Raw genomic sequence first — 18300 nt, 5'->3', positions numbered from 1 at the left:
TCGTCGTCTCCCAATGCAATGTTTCCGCCAGCGGAACACGATTCCAGCACTGACCGGCTGTGGGGTCAACCCCCCAATGTGGCTCTGTACAGGGATGAAAACGATTCTGTGACGAACCCTTGACCAGGTGAACCGGCGGTGCCAGCATCATGCCCCATGTGATGTTCCGTGCGGCGGAACACCGTCACCCCCAGGAGCTGACATGAGGAAGACCTGGACCCTGAGCCTCGCCATAGCCCTGCCGTTGGCCCTCGCCGGGTGCGGCGGATCCGCTCCCGCCGGTACGAACAACGGCGGTGGCGCGCAGTCCGGCGGCACGATAAAGATCGGTTCCCTGCACCCGCTGAGCGGCGCCGCCGCGGCCGACGGGCAGCAGATGGACAACGGAGCGAAGCTGGCCGTCGAGGCCATCAACAACGCCGGCGGCATCAAGTCGCAGGGCGGCAAGAAGCTGGAACTGGTCAGCGCCGACACCCAGGGCAAGCCCGAGGTCGGCCAGAGCGAGGCACAGCGCCTCATCCAGGACGGTGTGGTCGGCCTGGTCGGCACCTACCAGAGCGCGGTCACCGCCAACGTGTCCACGGTGGCCGAACGCAACAAGGTGCCGCTGCTGATCGACGTGTCCAGCGCCGACTCGATCCTCTCCCAGGGCTACAAGTTCACCTTCCGGGTGCAGCCCAGCTCCACGGTGCTCGGCACCGCCGGGGCACAGTTCCTCGACCAGGTGGCCAAGGCGGCCAACCAGCCGGTCAAGACCGTGGCGGTGCTGCACGAGCAGGGCCCGTTCGGCACCGCGATCCGGGACGCCTTCAAGGCCGAGGCCGAGAAGGCCGGCATCAAGGTCGGCCCGGCGCTCGCCTACGACGCCGCCAACGTCTCCGACCTGACCACCCAGGTCACCCAGGTCAAGGCCAGCGGCGCCGACGTGCTGATGGTGGCCGGCTACTACCGCGACGGGGTGCTGGCCGCGAAGGCCGTCGCGACCGTCAAGCCGCCGGCCCTGAAGGCCGTCTACGGCGTCGCCAACGGCGCGTTCGACCTCCCGCAGTTCCCCAAGGAGGTGGGCGCGGCGGCCGAGGGCTTCTTCGACGCCAACTACCACCCCGACATGACCAACCCGGACATGCAGGCGCTGGCCAAGCTCTACCAGGACCGTTACAACGACCAGATCCGCACCGGCGCGGTGCTCGCCTACGACTCGGTCAAGGTGATCGCCGACGCGCTGGAGCGCGCCGGCAGCGCCGAACCGGCCAAGGTCCGCGACGCGGTCGCCAGCGGCTCGGTGCCGACCCTGATCGCCGGCAACGGCCCGATCAAGTTCGGCCCGACCGGCGAGAACGAGAACGCCACCCCCATCCTCATGCAGGTCCAGGGCGGCGTGGTGAAGCAGGTGTTCCCGGCCGACAAGGCGGAGGCGAAGCCGGTCTTCCCCGCCTTCAAGAGCCAGTGACCTCGCCAGCAGACCAGGGCCACGTCGCCGCCGGCACCGGCGGCGGCGTGGCGACCCTGGATCCCGACGAGGTACGGGCGCCCACCGCCCGCGCCGTGCCGTGGCTGCGGATCGGCGTGATCGCCGCGCTGGTCGTGCTCGCCATCGGGCTGGCCTACGCCCGCTCCGGCAGCGGGGTGGTCGTGGTCCAGGCGGTGGCCACCGGTGTCCTGATCGGCGGCGTCTACGGCCTGATCGCCATGGGCCTCACGCTGATCTTCGGCGTGCTCGACATCGTCAACTTCGCACACGGCAGCTTCCTGGCGCTGGCCCTGTTCCTCACCTTCGGGCTGACCCAGGCCGGGCTGCACCCGTACGTCGCCCTCGCGGCCAGCGTGCCGGCGATGTTCCTGCTCGGCGTGCTGGTGCAGCGCGGCATCCTGGCCGGCGCGATGGGCAAGCCGCTGGAGAACCAGCTGCTGATCACGCTGGGCATCTCCCTGATCATCGAGAACGGGCTGCTGCTCTTCTTCGGCGCCAACCCGCGCTCGGTGGCGCTGCCCGGCGACCGCGGCGTGCCGATCTTCGAGGCGGTGGCCAACCTGTCCCGGATCCTCGCCTTCGTCGGCGCGCTGATCCTGGCCGGGCTGCTCTACCTGCTGCTGCAACGCACCCGATTGGGCACCGCGATCCGCGCGGTGGCCGCCAACGACACCGGGGCGCAGCTGGTCGGGATCGACACCCGGGTGATCTACGCGGTGACCTTCGCGCTCGGCACCGCCTGCGCCGGCGCGGCCGGCACGCTGGTCGCGCCGCTGGTCACCATCGAGCCCACCACCGGTTCGCTGTTCAACATCGTGGCCTTCGTGGTGGTCGTGCTGGGTGGCATGGGCAACGTGGTCGGCGCGCTGGTCGGCGGGCTGGTGATCGGGCTGGCCGAGCAGCTCGGCGGCATCTACCTGCCCGGACAGTCGCCGCTGCTGTCGGTGTTCATCGTCTTCGTGCTCGTGCTCTTCCTGCGCCCGCAGGGACTCTTCGGGAGGTCGGCATGACGACCACCACCGACACGCCGGCGCCGGAGACGGCGGCCGGCCGGCCGCTGCCCCGGCTGCCGTGGAACCGGCACCTGGTGGCCATCGCGGTACTCGCCGTCCTGCTGGTGCCGCTGCCGCTGATCCTCCCGCCGGCGCAGGCCTCGGTCGCGGTGCGGGTGCTCATCTTCGCCCTGATGAGCATCGGCTGGAACATGATGAGCGGCTTCGGCGGCATGTTCAGCTTCGGTCACGCGGCCTACTTCGGCATCGGCGCGTACGCCTGCGCCTGGCTCCTGGTCGAGCACCGGGTGTCGCCGTGGATCGGGATGCTGGCCGGCATGGTGATCGCCGCGGCGTTCGCCGCGCTGATCGGCTTCCTCGCGCTGCGCTACAAACTGCGCGGCGCCTACTTCGCGCTGGCCACCTTCGCGTTCGCCGAGATGCTCCGGCTCTGGGCGACCAACAGCGACTTCGTCAACCGCGCGGTCGGCTACCACGTGCCGCTGCGCACGGACGCCTCGTGGTGGTGGATCCAGTTCGAGCCGACCTCGCCGAACTACTTCTGGATCGCGCTCGGACTCACCGTCGTCGCGCTGGTGGTCAGCGTGCAGTTCGTCCGCTCGCGCGCCGGGCAGTTCACCAAGGCGGCCCGCGACGACGAGGACGCGGCGGCCGCGGTCGGCATCCCGGTGATGCGCTACAAGCTGCTGACGATGGCGCTTTCCGCCGCGATCACCGCGGTCGCCGGCGCCTTCTACGTGCAGTACTTCCTGTTCATCGACCCCGACCTGGCGTTCGGGTCGAGCGTGTCGATCCAGGCGATCCTGCCCGCGGTGATCGGCGGCGTGGCCACCATCTGGGGTCCGGTGATCGGCTCCGTGGTGATGGGCCCGCTCAACGACGTGACGGCGACGATGCTGCGCAACCCGCCGCCCGCGCTGGAGTTCCTGCAGGGGCGCAGCGGCCTCGACGTGATCGTCTACGGCACCCTGCTGATCATCATCGTGCTGCTCCTGCCGAAGGGCATCTACGGCACGATCCGGCAAAGGTGGTCCCGGCGATGACACTGCTTCGGGTCGACGGCGTCTCCAAGTCGTTCAAAGGGCTCCGCGCGGTCGACGAGGTGAGCTTCGAGGTCGCCGAGGGCAGCATCCTCGGCGTCATCGGCCCCAACGGGGCCGGCAAGACCACGATGTTCAACCTCATCACCGGCGCGCTGCGGCCGGACGCCGGCCGGGTGCACCTGGCCGGCCGGGAGATCACCGGGCACACGCCGCACCGGGTGACCGCCGCGGGCATGACCCGGACGTTCCAGCTGATGCGGCCGTTCTACTCGATGACCGTGCTGGAGAACGTCACGGTCGCGGTGCTGGCCGGCGGCGCCGCCCGGCGTACCGCCCGGACCGCCGCCGCCGAGCTGATCGAGCGGGTCGGCCTGGGGCGGTGGCGGGACGCGCCCACCGAGGGTCTGCCCACCGCGGCCCTCAAGCGGCTGGAGCTGGCCCGGGCGCTGGCCAGCAAACCCCGGGTGCTGCTGCTCGACGAGGTGCTGGCCGGCCTGGTGCCCGCCGAGCGGGCCCCGGTGATGGAACTGCTGGAACGGCTGCGCACCGAGGACGGCGTGACGCTGGTCTTCGTCGAGCACATCATGGCCGCCGTCATGCGGCTGTCGGACTCCGTGCTGGTGCTCGATCTGGGCCGGGTGCTCACCTCGGGCGCACCGGAGGAGGTGACCCGCGATCCGCGGGTCATCGAGGCGTACCTCGGGGAGGACCCGCATGCTCACGCTTGACGGAGTCAGCGCCGGCTACCACGGCCTGCAGATCCTGCACGAGCTCGACCTGCGGGTCGAGGAGGGCGAGATCGTGGCGATCGTCGGGGCCAACGGCGCCGGCAAGACCACCACGCTCAAGACCATCTCCGGGCTGGTCAAGCCGACCGCGGGCACGATCACGTTCGACGGCCGGCGGGCCGACGGGGTACGCCCCAGCGAACTGGTCGCCCGGGGCCTGCTGCAGGTGCCGGAGGGTCGGGCGCTGTTCGGACCGCTCAGCGTCGAGGAGAACCTGCGCATGGGCGGCTGGACCCGCGGTCGCAAGCCGCTCGACGAACCGCTGCGCGAGGTCTTCGACCTGTTCCCGATCCTCGCCGAGCGGCGCGCCCAGGCCGCCGAGACGCTCAGCGGCGGGCAGCAGCAGATGCTCGCCATCGGCCGGGCGTTGATGGCCGGTCCCCGGCTGCTGCTGCTCGACGAGCCGTCCACCGGGCTGTCGCCGAAGCTGACCTGGACCGTGCTCGACGCGATCAAGGCGATCCGGGACCGGGGCGTCTCGGTGCTGCTGGTCGAGCAGAACGCCGCGCACGCGCTCAACCTGGCCGACCGGGCGTACGTGCTGGAGAGCGGCAGCCTGGTCCTCGACGGCCCGGGACCCGAACTCGCCCGCGACGACCGGGTCCGCGCCGCGTACCTGGGGCTCTAGCATGACCTCCACCGTGGCGGCCGTGGCCCGGCTCGGCGCCTGGGCCGCCGGGCTGCGCTGGGCCGACGTGCCGGACGCCGTCCGCGGCCGGCTCGGGCTGGTGCTGCTCGACTCGCTCGGGGTGACCGTGGTCGGCGCCCGGCAGGCCGAGCAGCGGGCCCTGGCCGCGGCCTGGCGCCCCGGTCCCGGGCCCGCGCCGCTGGTCGGCGGCGGCGCGACCACCACCGTCGAGGCGGCGGCCTGGCTCAACGCGACCGCGCTGGCCCGGCTCGAACTCGACGAGGGGCACAAGTACGCCAAGGGCCATCCGGCGGCGCACGGGCTACCGGCGGTGCTGGCGCTCGCCGCCGACCTGGGTGCCTCCGGTCCGGAGACGATGGCGGCGCTGCTCGCGGCGTACGAGGTGGCGGCGCGGTTCGGCCGGGCCACCACCCTGCGGGCCGGCATGCATCCGCACGGCAGTTGGGGCGTCGCGGGCGCGGCGGCCGGCTGCGCGCGGCTGCTCGGCCTGCCCGGCGAGGGCGTCGCCGCGGCGATCGACGCGGGCGCCGGCCTGCCGGTGGCCGGGCACTTCGCCAGCGCGCTGGACGGCAACCCGGTCCGCGACGCCTGGCTGGGCGCCTCGAACGTGTCCGGGTTGGCGGCGGCGCGGATGGCCGCGGCCGGTGTCGCCCGCAACACCGGTACGCCCGCCGTGTCGCTGGGCGACGTGCTCGGCCGGTTCGACCCGGTGCCGCTGACCGACGGGCTGGGCAGCCGGTGGGAGGTGCGGCTGGGCTATTTCAAGCGGCACGCGTCCTGCTCGTTCACCCACCCGGCCGCCGACGCGGCCCTGCTGATGCGCGCCGACGGGTTGCCGCTCGACGCCGTCGAGGAGGTCGTCGTCGAGACCCACTCGCTGGCCGGCGGGCTGGGCCGGACCAGCTGGGACAGCCGGTTGGCGGCGCTGTTCTCGACACCGTTCGTGGTGGCCGCCGCGCTGGTGCACGGCACCGTCGACCCGGCCGTCTCCGCCGACGGCCAGCGCGACGACCCGCGGGTGCGGGCGCTGGCCGCCAAGGTCGTGCTCCGGGTGGCGCCGGACCTCGACGCCCGACTGCCCGACGAGCGGGCCGCCCGGCTCACCGTCCGCACCGCCGGCGCGCCGCCCTGCGTGCTGGAGGTGCCCAACCCGGTCGGTGATGCGGCCCACCATCCGATGGCCGAGGACGACGTGCTGGCGCTGCTCGAACGACTGCTCGACGCCGGCACCGTCCGGGCCGTGCACGAGGTCGCCACCGGCCTGGCCGCCAGCGCCGATGTCGGACCCGACCTGCGCCGCCTCGCCGAGATCTAGGAGGAAGACCGTGCGGATCTACGCCGTGACCCCGATCCACGTCGACGCCGAGGAGTTGGCCCGCCGGCAGGCGCGCTACGCCGCGCTCTCGCCGCCCGGCGTCGAGGTGGTGCTGCACGACATCGGCGCCGACGCGCCGCGCGCCCTGGACACCGACGCGCAGGTGCGGGAGAGCGAGGCGTTGGTCGCCGCGGCGCTGCGCGCGGCGCCGGCCGGCTACGACGCGCTGCTGCCGGACTGCGTCCTCGACCCCGGCGTCGCGGAGCTCGCCGGCACCCTGCCGGTGCCGGTCTTCGGGCTGCTCCGGCTCAGCCTCGGCTGGGCCGTGCTGACCGGGCGCGGGTGCGCGGCGGTGGCCCGCAACAAGGCGATCGCCGACGAGATCGTGGCGCGGGCCGGGGTCTACGGCTGGTCGGCCGACCTGCTCGGCGTCGAGGTGCTCGACCTCGACGTGCACGCGATCGCGGACACCTCCCGCTGGGCCGGCACCCTCGGCGCCGCCGTCGGCACGCTCGCCGCGGGCGGCGCCCGTTCGGTGATCAACGGCTGCTCGGCGGTCGACCTGCCGTCCGGCGTCCGCCTGCCGGCCCGGGTGGTGGACCCGACCGCGCTGGCGCTGCGGCTGATCGCCGCGGGGGAGGTGCCCGCATGAGCGAGCGCACCGAGCGCACCGAGCGGAGCGAGGGCCACGAGCGCATGCCCGGTGAGCACGGCATGAGCGAGCGCACCGAGCGGAGCGAGGGCCACGAGCGCATGCCCGGTGAGCACAGCGTGACCGGACCGGACCTCGTGGTCGCCGGCGCCGGCGGCGGCCTGGTGGCCGCCCTGCGCGCCGCGCAACTCGGCCTGGACGTGCTGGTGGTCGAGGCCAGCAAGCACTTCAGCCGGGGCAACAACACCTCGATGTCGACCGCGATGATCCCCGGCGCGGGCTCGCGGTGGCAGCGGGCCGCCGGCATCGACGACTCGGCCGAGCTGTTCGCGGCGGACGTCGCCCGCAAGACCAAGGGGCAGGGCGACCAGCGGCTCGCCCGCGCGCTCGGCGCGGTGAGCGCCGAACTGGTCGAGTGGCTGAACGACGACGTCGGGCTGGAGCTGTCCCTGGTCACCGACTTCCACTACCCGGGCCACTCGGTCGACCGCTGCCACACCGTGGCCGGCCGGCACGGCACCGTGCTGCTCGACCAGCTGGTCCAGCAGTTGACCAGGGCCGGTATCGACCTGATGGTGCCGGCCCGCCTGGTCGACGTGGTGGTCGACGCGGGCCAGGTGCGGGCCGCGGTGGTCGAGCGCCCGGACGGCACCCGCGAGGAGATCCCGACCCGGGCGGTGCTGCTGGCCACCAACGGCCACGGCGCCGACCGGGCGCTGGTCGCCGAGTACCTGCCGGAGATCGCCAACGCGGTCTACCACGGCAGTGAGACGTCCCGCGGCGACGCGCTGCGGATCGGCGCCGCGCTCGGCGCGCAGAGCGCCTTCCTCGACGCGTACCAGGGGCATGCCGCCCTGTCGGCCCGCGCCGCGACGCTGGTCGGTTGGGCGACCGTGATGCACGGCGGCTTCCTGCTGGACAGCACCGGACGGCGGTTCGGCGACGAGACGACCGGCTACTCCGAGTACGCCGCCGCGCTCGCGGCCCGTCCGGACGCGTCCGGCTGGCTGGTGCTGGACCGCCGGATCCACGACGCCTGCCTGGCGTTCACCGACTTCCGGCAGAGCGTGGAGTCGGGCGCGCTGCTGGAGGCGGCCGACGCCGCCGCCCTGTCGTCGGTCACCGGGTTGCCGGCCGACGCCGTGACCGCGGAACTCGCCGAGACGGCCGCGGTGGCCCGCGGCGAGCGCGCCGACCGGTTCGGCCGCACCTTCTTCGAGGCACCGCTGGAGCCGCCGTACCTCACCGCCCGGGTGGTGCCGGCGCTCTTCCACACCCAGGGCGGCCTGGTGGTCGACGAGCATGCCCGGGTGCTGCGCCCGGACGGCGCGCCGATCCCCGGGCTCTACGCCTCGGGCGGGGCCGCGGCCGGCATCTCCGGTCACGGCGCGGCCGGCTACCTCGCCGGCAACGGCCTGCTGCCCGCCCTCGGCCTCGCCTACCTCGCGGCGAACCACGTCGCTCGAACCACGGAAGGAACCCCATGACACCCCTGGAAACCCTGATCAAGAACGTTACCGTGGTACGCCCCGACGCCGGCTCGCCCGACGGCGACGCGCTCGACATCGGCATCGCCGGCGGCAAGGTGGTGCGGCTGGAGGCGGACATCCCGGCCGACGAGGCGCAGACCGTGGTGGACGGTCGTGGCCGGTTCGCGTACCCGGGCGCGGTCGACGCCCACCAGCACTGGGGCATCTACAACCCGCTGGCCGAGGACACCGAGACCGAGAGCCGCGCCAGCGCGCAGGGCGGGGTGACCACCGGCCTGACCTACATGCGTACGGGGCAGTACTACCTCAACCGGGGCGGCTCGTACGCCGAGTTCTTCCCGCAGGTGCTGGCCGCCTCGGCGGGTCGTTCGTTCATCGACTACGGCTTCCACCTCGCGCCGATGATGAAGGAGCACATCGACGAGATCCCGTCGATCGTGGAGAACTTCGGCGTCACCTCCTTCAAGATCTTCATGTTCTACGGCAGCCACGGCCTGCACGGCCGGTCGGCCGACCAGAGCTCGTTCCTGATGATCCCGCCGAACGAGCGCTACGACCTCGCCCACTTCGAGTTCGTGATGCGCGGCGTGCAGGCGGCCCGGGAGAAGCTGACCGAGGCCGCGCCGCACGTGTCGCTGTCGCTGCACTGCGAGACCGCCGAGATCATGACCGCCTACACGCGGCTGGTCGAGCAGGACCGGTCGCTGTCGGGCCTGGCCGCGTACAGCGCGTCGCGGCCGCCGCACTCGGAAGGGCTCGCCGTGACCATCGCGGCGTTCCTGGCCGACGAGACCGGGCTGCCCAACATCAACCTGCTGCACCTGTCCTCGCGCAAGGCGCTGCGGGCCGCGATGCTGATGGCCCGGACGTTCCCGCACGTCGACTTCCGCCGCGAGGTCACCATCGGTCACCTGCTGGCCAGTGTGGACACCGCGCACGGCCTGGGCGGCAAGGTGAACCCGCCGCTGCGCCCGCAGGAGGACGTGGAGGCGCTCTGGGAGTACGTGCTCGACGGCAGCGTCGACTGGGTGGTCAGCGACCACGCGTGCTGCAAGGACGAGATGAAGTTCGGCGACCCGCGCGACGACGTCTTCGCCGCGAAGTCGGGCTTCGGCGGCGCCGAGTACCTGCTGCCCGGCCTGGTCTCCGAGGGGCGCAAGCGCGGCCTGTCGCACCAGCGGATCGCGCAGCTGGTCGCCTGGAACCCGGCGCGCCGCTACGGCCTGCCCGGCAAGGGCACCATCGGGGTCGGTTTCGACGCCGACCTGTGCCTGGTGGAGAACGCCAGCTGGACCGTGCACGCCGCCGACTCCGCGTCGACCCAGGAGTACACCCCGTTCGAGGGCTTCGAACTGGGCGCCCGGGTCACCGACACGTGGGTCCGGGGGCAGCACGTGCTCGACGCCGGCAACATCGTCGGCACCCCGAGCGGCCGCTACGTCCACCGTCCGTACCAGGGGTGAGCATGTCCGGTGGAAACGACGGGCCGCTGGCCGGCCTGCGGGTGCTCGACGCGTCGACCATCCTGGCCGGCCCGCTGGTGGCGCAGGTGCTCGGCGACTTCGGCGCCGAGGTCATCAAGATCGAGCACCCGGGTCGCGGCGACGGCATGCGCGGGCACGGGCTGGCCAAGGACGACCAGCCGCTGTGGTGGAAGATGATCGCCCGTAACAAGCGCACGGTCGGGCTCTATCTCGGTGACCCGGCCGGCGCGGAGATCTTCCGCAGGCTGGCCGCCACCGCGGACGTCGTGATCGAGAACTTCCGGCCCGGCACGCTGGAGCGCTGGGGGCTCGGCTACGACGTCCTGTCCGCCGACAACCCGGGGCTGATCCTGCTGCGGGTCACCGGCTTCGGGCAGTCCGGCCCGTACGCGTCGCGGCCGGCCTTCGGCACGCTGGTGGAGTCGATGAGCGGCTTCGCGCACCTGACCGGCGCGCCGGACGGCCCGCCGACGCTGCCGGCGTTCGGCCTGGCCGACTCGATCGCCGGGATGGCGGGTGCTGCGGCGGTCTCGATGGCGCTCTTCCAGCGGGAGAAGGACGGCCGGGGTCAGGAGATCGACCTCGACCTGCTCAGCCCCATCATGACCGCGGTCGGGCCCGGGGTGATCTACGCCGACCAGCTCGGCGTCGACCAGCAGCGCACCGGCAACCGGTCGCTCAACAACGCCCCGCGCAACACCTACCGCACCGCCGACGGGCACTGGGTGGCGATCTCCACCAGCGCCGACAGCATCGCCCGGCGGGTGCTGACCCTGGTCGGTCACCCGGAGGTGATCGAGGAACCGTGGTTCGCCACCGGACGCCAGCGGGCCCAGCACGCCGACCTGCTGGACGGCTACGTGGGGGAGTGGATCGGGGCGCGGACCCGCGACGAGGTGCTGCGCGCGTTCGAGGAGGCGGGTGCCGCGGTGGGTCCGGTCTACAAACCGAGCGAGCTGCTCGAGGACCCGCAGGTGCGGGCGCTGGAGTTGGTGACCACGGTGGACGACCCGGACCTGGGGCCGATCCGGATGCAGAACCTGCTCTGGCGGATGGGCCGCACGCCGGGCCGGATCCGGTTCACCGGGCGGGCGCTGGGCGCCGACACCGACGCGGTGCTCGGCGACGAGCTGGGCCTGCCGGCGGCGGAACTGGCGGCGCTTCGCGAACGTGACGTGATCCGCTAGGTTCCGCCCAGCGGAACGATACGGATGGATATTGACAGGCCATTCTGCCAGCTCTAGCGTCATTCTCCAGATCGTGGTGATGTCACCGCGTTCCGCGTAGCGAAACACTGGAGGGCATGTGCTCCACAGGTTCCGTTTCCTCACTGGACTGGTTGTCGCCGCCGGTCTCGCCGTCGCCGGGTCTCCCGGCATCGCCCAGGCCACGCCGCGACCCGACTGCTCCACCACCACTCCCGCCGCCGCCCAGAAGCTCCTTCGCGCGGTCGGCCACCCGACGACGATCACCTCCCTCACCACCGGCGCCACCGCGGCCGGCACGCGCTACTGCGACGTGCGGGCCAGCATCACCGTCGGCGCGCAGGACGGCAGCAGCTCCGTCATCCAGCTGCGCCTGCAGGCTCCGATCGACTGGAACCGCCGCTACGTCCAGCTGGGCGGCGGCGGCTTCTGCGGCAGCATCCCGACCGCCGGCACCTCCGGCAACGGCAACGTCGACCTCGGCTACGCCGTCGCCTCCGACGACACCGGCCACGTCGGTGGCGGCTCGGACGCCTCGTTCGCCTACAACAACACGGCCGCCCAGAACAACTGGGCCTACCTCTCCGAGCACCTGACCGCGCTCGCGGCCAAGGCGATCCTCAAGGAACTGACCCACCACAGCCCCGCGTACTCCTACTTCGTGGGGTGCTCGACCGGTGGGCGGCAGGCCCTGATCGAGGCGCAGCGCTGGCCCGGCGACTTCGACGGGATCGTCGCCGGCGCGCCGGCCAACCGGCAGAACTACCTCGCCCCGCTCTCCCAGGGCGTGCGCGAGCTGCAGAACCGGGACGCCGACCGCCGCCAGATCGTCGACGCGGCCGCAGCCGCGGTGGTCAACCAGGCCGTGCTGGCGGCGTGCGACGGCGTGGTCAAGGACGGCGTCGTCGACGACCCGCGCGCCTGCCGGTTCGACCCGGCGACGCTGCTCTGCCCGGCGGGCACGACCGGGCCGGGTTGCCTCAGCGCCGCGCAGGTCGCGGTGCTCCAGAAGTGGTACGACAGCCCGCGCGACGACCAGGGCCGGGAGCTGTACCCGGGCGGGCTGCCGCTGGGTTCCGAGGGCGGCTGGGTCGGCGCCGACATCAGCACGTCGCCGACCGGGCTGAGCGGTGGCGGCGCGTACGCCGAACAGGTCCTGCGCTACCTGGCGTTCCCGACCGACCCGGGCCCGAGCTACGCGCTGTGGGACTTCGACCCGAGCCGGGACGCGGCCAAGCTGGACCCGATGGCGAAGGTCTACAACGCCGACACCACCGACCTGGACGCCTTCCGCAAGGCCGGCGGCAAGCTGATGCTCTACCACGGCCTGGCCGACCCGCTGATCACCGCGTTCGGCACCATCCAGTACTACGAGGACGTGGTGGCGCGGTACGGCTCGCTGGCCAGCACCCAGCAGTTCGCCCGGCTGTTCCTGCTGCCCGGCGTGTACCACTGCTCCGGCGGCCCCGGCGCCGACCGGGTCGACTGGCTCGGCGCGATCCGGGACTGGACCGAGCGGGGCCAGGCACCCGCCTCGGTGCTGGCCAGCAAGGTCAGCGGTGGTGCGACCACGATGCAGCGTCCGGTGTACCCGTACCCGCTGCAGGCCAGCTACGACGGCAGCGGCGACCCGAACGTGGCGGCCAACTGGGAGCCGGTGCCCGGCCCGCGCGGCCGGCACTGACCCGTAGCCGGAGAGCGGGGGCCCGCAGCGGTGCGGGCCCCCGCTCTGCCGTGTCAGCGGGCGAGGCGGCAACCGCGCCCGGTGAGTCGCAGCGCGATCAGTCGAGCGGCCTGGTCGGGCGTGCGGTGCGTGGTGTCGATGACCTCGGCCTCGGCGTGCAGCCAGGTCCGGGCCGCCTCGGCGTAGGGCTGGAGGTATCGCAGGCGGAACGGGGACGGCAGGGGGTGATCGCCCTCGATGCGCGCGCGGAGGGTGTCCTGATCGGCGTGGAGGACGAAGTGCCGCACCGGGATGCCGTGCTCGGCCAGGCCGGCGCTGATCTCCCGCCAGTACTGCTCGACCAGGACGGTCATGGGCATCACCAGGGTGCCGCCGGTGTAGTCGAGCACGCGCCGGGCGGTCTCGACGACGAGGTGCCGCCACGGCGGCCAGTGCTGGAAGTTGTCCGTGGCGGGTAGTCCCGGCGTGATGTCCATGAGCGTCTCGCCGACCTTCTCGGCGTCGAACACCCGGGCGTCCGGGAGCAGTTGCTGCACGAGCACGCTGGTCGTCGTCTTTCCCGCGCCGTGGGTGCCGTTGAGCCATACGATCACGGACCCATTCAACGCGCCCGCGCAACCCCACGGGTTCGTGCCCCTTCTCGCGACGGCACGGCCCCCCGGACCGGGCGCGGGCGGCCGGGCCGAACTCCCGGCCGACGGCCAGATCAGGGGATCAGCGGGCCGGTCCGCCGCTCATCGCGATCTCGCCGTTGAGGCCGGCGGGATAGAAGCCGCCGGAGTTCGCCGGGCTCGCGTTGAGGTACACGATGTTGAGGACCGACTGGGCCGACCGGCCGTAGGCGATGCCGTTGGCGTCCGTGGGGACGAGGTTCACCTCGGCGCTGGTGCCGATGCCCTGGTCGTCGTCGACCGGTCCGTCGAGACTGTTGCGGGCGTCGGAGAGCTTCTGCACGCCCGCGAAGACGGCCTCGTCGATCATGCCCTCCTGGTAGAGCGCGGACCGGACGATCCCGGCGTGGTACGCCTCGGTGGCGAGCAGACCGGCGGCAGCGTCCAGGTAGGTCTTGTTGGACAGCAGCGGTGCCGCTCCCTTGAAGGCGGAGACCCCGACGTCCTCGAACAGGAACGCGGCGAACAGGAAGTTGAGGTCGTTGGCGTACGGGTCGAACGTCTCGCCCGCCTTGATGAGCCCGGCCGCGGTGGCGGCCGCGGTGAAGCTCGTGTCGAGCGAGATCGCCGGACGGGAGACGGCGTGTTCCCCGAGGGCGGACCGCAGGAAGGCCACATGCTGCTGCTCGTCCGAGGCGATCTCCCGGGCGAACGCGCGCACCACCGGGTTGCTGAAGTTGACCATGCCGCCACCGGTCACCTCGCCCCGGGTGCCGGTGCCGGTGGTCATCTCGTCCGGCAGCCCCTGCCCCGTGGTGGCGCGGAGATAGAACTCGGCTTCGAGGTATTCGAGATTGAGGGCGAAGTTCAGGATCGTCGCGTCGCTCGGCCCCGAGCCGTCCGGCGATGGCGCGGCGGGGCTGTTGGGGTCGGTCATCGCTTCGAGCTTCTGTCGGTCGTCATCCGACTCGGAGCTGCGCGACACCGCCTCTTTGATGAACTTCTTGACCATGGAAGCTGACCCCCCGTTCGATCCACGACCCGCCGGCTGCTCCATCGATATCTCGCCGGTGCGCCGTGCGCTGTCGCCGTCGCCGCTCACGCTAATGCGAGGCTGGCTCGGCCGTACTCCTTTCCCGAACCGTCATCCGCGAGAGGGGCGCGGCGGGAAGGCCGCACCGTGGCGCACGTCGACCCGGAGTGGACGTCGGCCGCTCGCTGGTGATCCTCCCGCGGGCTGCGGACGCGTACGGTGCGTCCGCAGCCCGGCGCTCGCCCGGGTCCTCACGGACGGATGCGGATGACCGTCTTCCCGGTGACCCGCTCGGTCCGGTTGAAGGCGGCCACGGCGTCGTCGAGGGTCGCGACCAGGCCGATGTGGCTCCGGAGTCGTCCGTCCCGCACCCGCCGGACGACCTCGCCCAGTTGGGCGCGATCGGGCAGGACGACGAAGTCGACCGCCAGGCCGTCGGCGGGCCGGGCCTCCGGCGGCCCGACCACGGACACCAGCGTTCCTCCGGCCCGGATCAGACCGGCTGACCGCTTGCCGATGTCACCGCCGATGACGTCGAACACCAGATCGACTCCGCCGACGTCCTCGAGGGCGTCGTTCTCCAGGTCGACGAACTCCTGCGCGCCGAAGTCGAGTGCCGCCTGACGGTCGCCGGTGCGCCCGGTGCCGATGACGTAGCCGCCGGCCTCGACGGCGAGCTGCGTGACCAGCGCACCCACCGCGCCGGCCGCGCCGTGCACGAGGACGCTCTGCCCCGCCTGGAGGCGGCCGTGCTCGAACAGTCCCTGCCACGCGGTCAGGCCGGAGATGGGCAGGCTCGCGCCCAGGGTGAAATCGACGTCGCCGGGCAGCGGGGCGAGATTGCGCGCCTCGACGGCCACATACTCCGCCAGCGTGCCGTCGCGATTCCAGTCGGTGAGGCCGAACACCCGCTGCCCGACGGACAGTCCCGTCGTGCCATAACCGAGGGCGGTGACCACTCCGGCCAGCTCGTGCCCGGGAATCGACGGCGTCCGGTCCTGGCCGAGGCGATCGGTCCAGGTCGAGGGCCAGGCCAGCTCGGTCGGGACGAATCCCGACGCGTGCACCTCAACGACGACGTCGTTCAGCGCCGGCGCCGGCGCGGGCCGGTCCACCAGCGTCATCCCGGCCCTTCCCGCGGCCTGGTCCGTCACCACGATCGCTTTCATGGGAATTGCCTCCTCGATCATTGTCTCTCTGGTGGGAATGTGCTCGGAACGCAAGGCCCACCGGGGCAGCTGAATGTCGGCGGCCACCGGACGCGGCCAGCCGGATGTTCCGTCTCACGGTTCGCGGTTTGGTGTCAGCATCGCCCGGTTCCCCGGCGGCGACGTCAGGTACGGAGAACTCGGCACCGGTGGGCACGCCGAAAACCGCGTCGCCAGCGGCGGCGCCCGGTCGGTCGCCTCGAACCTAGCCGCGGCTTAACTGGTCGGTCAAGTCCAGTCTGTGAGCGCGCGGATGCTACCGTTGCGCCGGTGCACCGCGCGGGCTACTGGTCATCCTGATCATGGACCGGCGGGGTTTTGCTGGACCGGCTAGTCCAAATAAGGGGAGGGCTGCGGGAATACGGTCGGCCCTTGGCGTCGTGTCCACGCGCGTCGGTTGCAGCGGCGGTGACGTGCCGAACGCCACCTACCGCAACCACGGCACTCACGCGGAGTCGATCGAGGTGGTCTACGACACCGAGCAGACCGACTTCCGGGCTCTGCTCGTGTTTTGTAGCCGCAGCTCAGGCGGGCGGGGCGCCGCTCTGAGGGAGAGGGTCTGCCGCCCGAGATGGGGTGGCTGACCAGCTGGCGAGGAGTCTGAGTCGGTCTTCGGACGCGGTGCCGGGTTCCGCGGTGTAGCTGATCAGGTTGTGCACGACTCGGCTGGACAGCGGCAGGTCGAGGTGCTGGAAGGTCAGCTCCAGGTGGCCGACCTCGGGGTGCCGGAGTCGCTTGATGCCGTCGTGGCGGATCAGGACGTCGTGCGCGGCCCATTGGCCGCGGAACTCGGGGCTGAGGGTGGACAGCTCGCCGATGAGGTCGCGCAGCGCCCGGTCGCGGGGCTCGCGAGCGGCCTCGGCGCGCAACAGGGCGGCGGTGGCGTTGCCGGCGGCGTCCCAGTCGACGAAGAAGTCGTGTGCGCCGGGGTCGAGGAAGATGTAGCGGGCGATGTTGGGGCGGCCGCGCTTGTCGATGGTGGCGCTGTCGAACATCGGCGCGTACAGGGCTCGGGCGAGGAGGTTGCTGGCGATGACGTCGGTGCGCCCGTTGCGTACGAACGCCGAGGACATCGTCATGGAGTCGAGCAGCCATTGGACTCGCGGCGGGACCTCGACGTCTCGGCGACGCGATGGCGTGCGCCTGGCGGCCCGCGATGACTGGGCCAGGTCGAACAGGTAGGTGCGTTCGTCGTCGTCCAGTCGCAGGGCGCGGGCTACCGCGTCGAGGACGTCTTTGGACACGCCGCCGATGTGACCCTTTTCCAGCCGCGTGTACCACTCTGTGCTCACACCGGCGAGGACAGCGACCTCCTCGCGCCGAAGCCCGGCGACCCGGCGACGGGCACTGGTCGGCAGTCCGGCCTGCGCCGGGGTGATTTTGGCGCGTCGGCCGGCGAGGAAGTCCCGGATCTCGTCGCGGTTTCCGGGCTGCTGGTCCATGTTCTCCACGCTAGCCGCCGGTCGCGGCGCGAGAGGGGTGGAGGTTGTACCCCCATAAACGCGACCTTCCCCGGCCGTGGCGATCGCGGTCTTCTGGGATCGAACGCGTAACGGAGGTAGGAGACATGACGAGCAAGACACCGGCCGTGCCAGCGGTGGCGCTGGGCACATGGGCCTGGGGAGACAGCGGTGAGGCGGGCGACGGCTATTTCGGCAGTCAGCTGACGGCGTCCGGCCTGCGCGAGGTCGTCGAGAAGGCGCAAGCGAACGGGTTCACCTTGTGGGACACCGCGGTGGTGTACGGCATGGGTCACTCGGAGACGGTCCTCGCTCAGGCGCTGACGGGCTACGCCCGCAGCGAGTACCAGCTGTCGACGAAGTTCACCCCGCAGGCGGCGGCCGACGGAGACGATCCGGTCGCGGAGATGCTGGAGCAGAGCCTTGACCGATTGGGTACGGAGTATGTAGATCTGTACTGGATCCACAACCCCGCTGATGTGGCTCGTTGGACGCCGCTTCTGATTCCGCTGTTGCAGAGCGGCAAGATCAAGCATGTCGGAGTCTCGAACCACAACCTGAAGCAGATCGCTCTGGCCGACCAGATCCTCGGCGAGGCCGGCTTTCGCGTGGAGGCGGTCCAGAACCACTACAGTCTCCTGTACCGCAGCTCCGAGCGTGCGGGCATTCTCGACTACTGCCGCGAGCACGACGTGCGGTTCTTTTCCTACATGGTTCTCGAGCAGGGGGCGCTGACCGGCAAGTATGGCCCGGCCCATCCGTTGCCGGCGGGCAGCAACCGAGCGGCCGCGTACAACGGCATCCTGCCTAAGCTCCAGGCGCTGACCGACAGGATGCGCGCGATCGGCGGGAACCGAGGCGCCTCCGCCGCCGATGTCGCCACCGCCTGGGCCATCGCCAAGGGGACCACCCCGATCATCGGCGTCACGAGGACGAGTTACATCGACGGGTTGATCCGAGCGCGCGGCATCGAGCTCGCCGACGAGGAGATCGCGGAGTTGGAGGCGCTGGGGGACGCCGCGGACGTGGACACGCGCGGCTGGTGGGAGCACGAGATGTAGCAACCACATCCCCGTTGCGGAGGCGCCGTTCCCGCGGGATCGGATGACCTTTATCAAGCCGTCCTTCCTGGCATCCAGATGAAGGGCACGGTCCGACGCATGACGCTGCCTGAATTCATATCGCGAACTGACG

At 71.8% G+C, this 18300-nt stretch carries 17 protein-coding genes and 1 pseudogene; 13 read left to right on the top strand and 5 right to left on the bottom strand.

What is annotated here, in order from left to right:
* Positions 1 to 202: 202 nt before the first annotated feature.
* The 11 genes from ACIBPB_RS06655 to ACIBPB_RS06605 all read left to right on the top strand — a co-directional run bounded on the left by ACIBPB_RS06655 (position 203) and on the right by ACIBPB_RS06605 (position 12794).
* Complete coding sequence (locus ACIBPB_RS06655; RefSeq protein ID WP_396838566.1) at positions 203 to 1450, top strand: ABC transporter substrate-binding protein; 1248 nt, start codon at positions 203 to 205, stop codon at positions 1448 to 1450.
* The gene (locus ACIBPB_RS06650) at positions 1447 to 2481 is read left to right on the top strand and encodes a branched-chain amino acid ABC transporter permease (protein WP_357312750.1); all 1035 of its coding nucleotides are present in this window, start codon (positions 1447 to 1449) and stop codon (positions 2479 to 2481) included. The genes ACIBPB_RS06655 and ACIBPB_RS06650 overlap by 4 nt, the downstream gene beginning before the upstream one ends.
* The gene (locus ACIBPB_RS06645) at positions 2478 to 3527 is read left to right on the top strand and encodes a branched-chain amino acid ABC transporter permease (RefSeq protein WP_396838565.1); all 1050 of its coding nucleotides are present in this window, start codon (positions 2478 to 2480) and stop codon (positions 3525 to 3527) included. The genes ACIBPB_RS06650 and ACIBPB_RS06645 overlap by 4 nt, the downstream gene beginning before the upstream one ends.
* Positions 3524 to 4255 (top strand): ABC transporter ATP-binding protein, encoded by a 732-nt coding sequence (locus ACIBPB_RS06640; RefSeq protein ID WP_396838564.1) that lies wholly within the window; start codon positions 3524 to 3526, stop codon positions 4253 to 4255. Before ACIBPB_RS06645 ends, ACIBPB_RS06640 begins: the two co-directional genes overlap by 4 nt.
* The gene (locus ACIBPB_RS06635) at positions 4242 to 4943 is read left to right on the top strand and encodes an ABC transporter ATP-binding protein (protein WP_396838563.1); all 702 of its coding nucleotides are present in this window, start codon (positions 4242 to 4244) and stop codon (positions 4941 to 4943) included. The genes ACIBPB_RS06640 and ACIBPB_RS06635 overlap by 14 nt, the downstream gene beginning before the upstream one ends.
* Before the next feature lies 1 nt (position 4944).
* Entirely contained in the window at positions 4945 to 6279 is a 1335-nt protein-coding gene (locus tag ACIBPB_RS06630; protein WP_396838561.1) for an MmgE/PrpD family protein, read from the top strand.
* 10 nt (positions 6280 to 6289) lie between these two features.
* Positions 6290 to 6931 (top strand): aspartate/glutamate racemase family protein, encoded by a 642-nt coding sequence (locus ACIBPB_RS06625; protein ID WP_396838560.1) that lies wholly within the window; start codon positions 6290 to 6292, stop codon positions 6929 to 6931.
* Positions 6928 to 8418 (top strand): FAD-binding protein, encoded by a 1491-nt coding sequence (locus tag ACIBPB_RS06620; protein WP_396838559.1) that lies wholly within the window; start codon positions 6928 to 6930, stop codon positions 8416 to 8418. Before ACIBPB_RS06625 ends, ACIBPB_RS06620 begins: the two co-directional genes overlap by 4 nt.
* Positions 8415 to 9884 carry a dihydroorotase family protein gene (locus ACIBPB_RS06615; RefSeq protein ID WP_396838558.1) on the top strand — a complete coding sequence of 490 codons (1470 nt, stop codon included), beginning with the start codon at positions 8415 to 8417 and terminating at the stop codon, positions 9882 to 9884. The genes ACIBPB_RS06620 and ACIBPB_RS06615 overlap by 4 nt, the downstream gene beginning before the upstream one ends.
* A gap of 2 nt (positions 9885 to 9886) precedes the next feature.
* On the top strand, positions 9887 to 11092 hold the full coding sequence (locus tag ACIBPB_RS06610; protein WP_396838557.1) for a CaiB/BaiF CoA transferase family protein: 1206 nt from the start codon (positions 9887 to 9889) through the stop codon (positions 11090 to 11092).
* 118 nt (positions 11093 to 11210) lie between these two features.
* The gene (locus ACIBPB_RS06605; protein WP_396838556.1) at positions 11211 to 12794 is read left to right on the top strand and encodes a tannase/feruloyl esterase family alpha/beta hydrolase; all 1584 of its coding nucleotides are present in this window, start codon (positions 11211 to 11213) and stop codon (positions 12792 to 12794) included.
* A gap of 53 nt (positions 12795 to 12847) precedes the next feature.
* Here the strand turns inward: ACIBPB_RS06605 and ACIBPB_RS06600 are convergent, their stop codons facing one another.
* From ACIBPB_RS06600 to ACIBPB_RS06585, 4 genes and pseudogenes are all read right to left on the bottom strand, one after another.
* On the bottom strand, positions 12848 to 13387 hold the full coding sequence (locus ACIBPB_RS06600) for an AAA family ATPase (protein WP_396838555.1): 540 nt from the start codon (positions 13385 to 13387) through the stop codon (positions 12848 to 12850).
* Between the two features lie 8 nt (positions 13388 to 13395).
* Positions 13396 to 13485 (bottom strand): annotated as a pseudogene (locus tag ACIBPB_RS06595) (phage DNA packaging protein J); the annotation flags it as partial.
* A gap of 23 nt (positions 13486 to 13508) precedes the next feature.
* Positions 13509 to 14342 (bottom strand): ferritin-like domain-containing protein, encoded by an 834-nt coding sequence (locus tag ACIBPB_RS06590; RefSeq protein WP_396838554.1) that lies wholly within the window; start codon positions 14340 to 14342, stop codon positions 13509 to 13511.
* A 347-nt stretch (positions 14343 to 14689) separates the two neighbouring features.
* Complete coding sequence (locus tag ACIBPB_RS06585; protein WP_396838552.1) at positions 14690 to 15607, bottom strand: NADP-dependent oxidoreductase; 918 nt, start codon at positions 15605 to 15607, stop codon at positions 14690 to 14692.
* 341 nt (positions 15608 to 15948) lie between these two features.
* Here ACIBPB_RS06585 and ACIBPB_RS06580 point away from each other — a divergent pair, with 341 nt between their 5' ends.
* Positions 15949 to 16230 carry a peptide-methionine (S)-S-oxide reductase gene (locus ACIBPB_RS06580; RefSeq protein WP_396838551.1) on the top strand — a complete coding sequence of 94 codons (282 nt, stop codon included), beginning with the start codon at positions 15949 to 15951 and terminating at the stop codon, positions 16228 to 16230.
* On the opposite strand, the gene ACIBPB_RS06575 is transcribed toward ACIBPB_RS06580, so the two are convergent.
* A complete protein-coding gene (locus ACIBPB_RS06575; protein ID WP_396838550.1) occupies positions 16171 to 17088 on the bottom strand; it encodes a helix-turn-helix transcriptional regulator in 918 nt (305 codons plus the stop codon). The genes ACIBPB_RS06580 and ACIBPB_RS06575 overlap by 60 nt on opposite strands.
* A gap of 125 nt (positions 17089 to 17213) precedes the next feature.
* On the opposite strand from ACIBPB_RS06575, the gene ACIBPB_RS06570 reads away from it, so the two are divergent.
* Positions 17214 to 18167: an aldo/keto reductase gene (locus ACIBPB_RS06570; protein ID WP_396838549.1), complete on the top strand. Its 954-nt coding sequence runs from the start codon at positions 17214 to 17216 to the stop codon at positions 18165 to 18167.
* Positions 18168 to 18300 lie beyond the last annotated feature (133 nt).

The sequence above is a fragment of the Micromonospora sp. NPDC049836 genome (genome assembly GCF_044465125.1).
Lineage (GTDB): Bacteria > Actinomycetota > Actinomycetes > Mycobacteriales > Micromonosporaceae > Micromonospora.
This window is presented reverse-complemented; position numbering and strand designations above follow the sequence as displayed.

What these genes read in the sequence shown, in the direction of transcription:
- ACIBPB_RS06655 (WP_396838566.1), top strand. Translation starts at nt 203, where the DNA reads ATGAGGAAGACCTGGACCCTGAGCCTCGCCATAGCCCTGCCGTTGGCC.
- ACIBPB_RS06645 (WP_396838565.1), top strand. Translation starts at nt 2,478, where the DNA reads ATGACGACCACCACCGACACGCCGGCGCCGGAGACGGCGGCCGGCCGG.
- ACIBPB_RS06640 (WP_396838564.1), top strand. Translation starts at nt 3,524, where the DNA reads ATGACACTGCTTCGGGTCGACGGCGTCTCCAAGTCGTTCAAAGGGCTC.
- ACIBPB_RS06635 (WP_396838563.1), top strand. Translation starts at nt 4,242, where the DNA reads ATGCTCACGCTTGACGGAGTCAGCGCCGGCTACCACGGCCTGCAGATC.
- ACIBPB_RS06630 (WP_396838561.1), top strand. Translation starts at nt 4,945, where the DNA reads ATGACCTCCACCGTGGCGGCCGTGGCCCGGCTCGGCGCCTGGGCCGCC.
- ACIBPB_RS06620 (WP_396838559.1), top strand. Translation starts at nt 6,928, where the DNA reads ATGAGCGAGCGCACCGAGCGCACCGAGCGGAGCGAGGGCCACGAGCGC.
- ACIBPB_RS06615 (WP_396838558.1), top strand. Translation starts at nt 8,415, where the DNA reads ATGACACCCCTGGAAACCCTGATCAAGAACGTTACCGTGGTACGCCCC.
- ACIBPB_RS06610 (WP_396838557.1), top strand. Translation starts at nt 9,887, where the DNA reads ATGTCCGGTGGAAACGACGGGCCGCTGGCCGGCCTGCGGGTGCTCGAC.
- ACIBPB_RS06590 (WP_396838554.1), bottom strand. Translation starts at nt 14,342, where the DNA reads ATGACCGACCCCAACAGCCCCGCCGCGCCATCGCCGGACGGCTCGGGG.
- ACIBPB_RS06585 (WP_396838552.1), bottom strand. Translation starts at nt 15,607, where the DNA reads ATGAAAGCGATCGTGGTGACGGACCAGGCCGCGGGAAGGGCCGGGATG.
- ACIBPB_RS06580 (WP_396838551.1), top strand. Translation starts at nt 15,949, where the DNA reads ATGGACCGGCGGGGTTTTGCTGGACCGGCTAGTCCAAATAAGGGGAGG.
- ACIBPB_RS06575 (WP_396838550.1), bottom strand. Translation starts at nt 17,088, where the DNA reads ATGGACCAGCAGCCCGGAAACCGCGACGAGATCCGGGACTTCCTCGCC.
- ACIBPB_RS06570 (WP_396838549.1), top strand. Translation starts at nt 17,214, where the DNA reads ATGACGAGCAAGACACCGGCCGTGCCAGCGGTGGCGCTGGGCACATGG.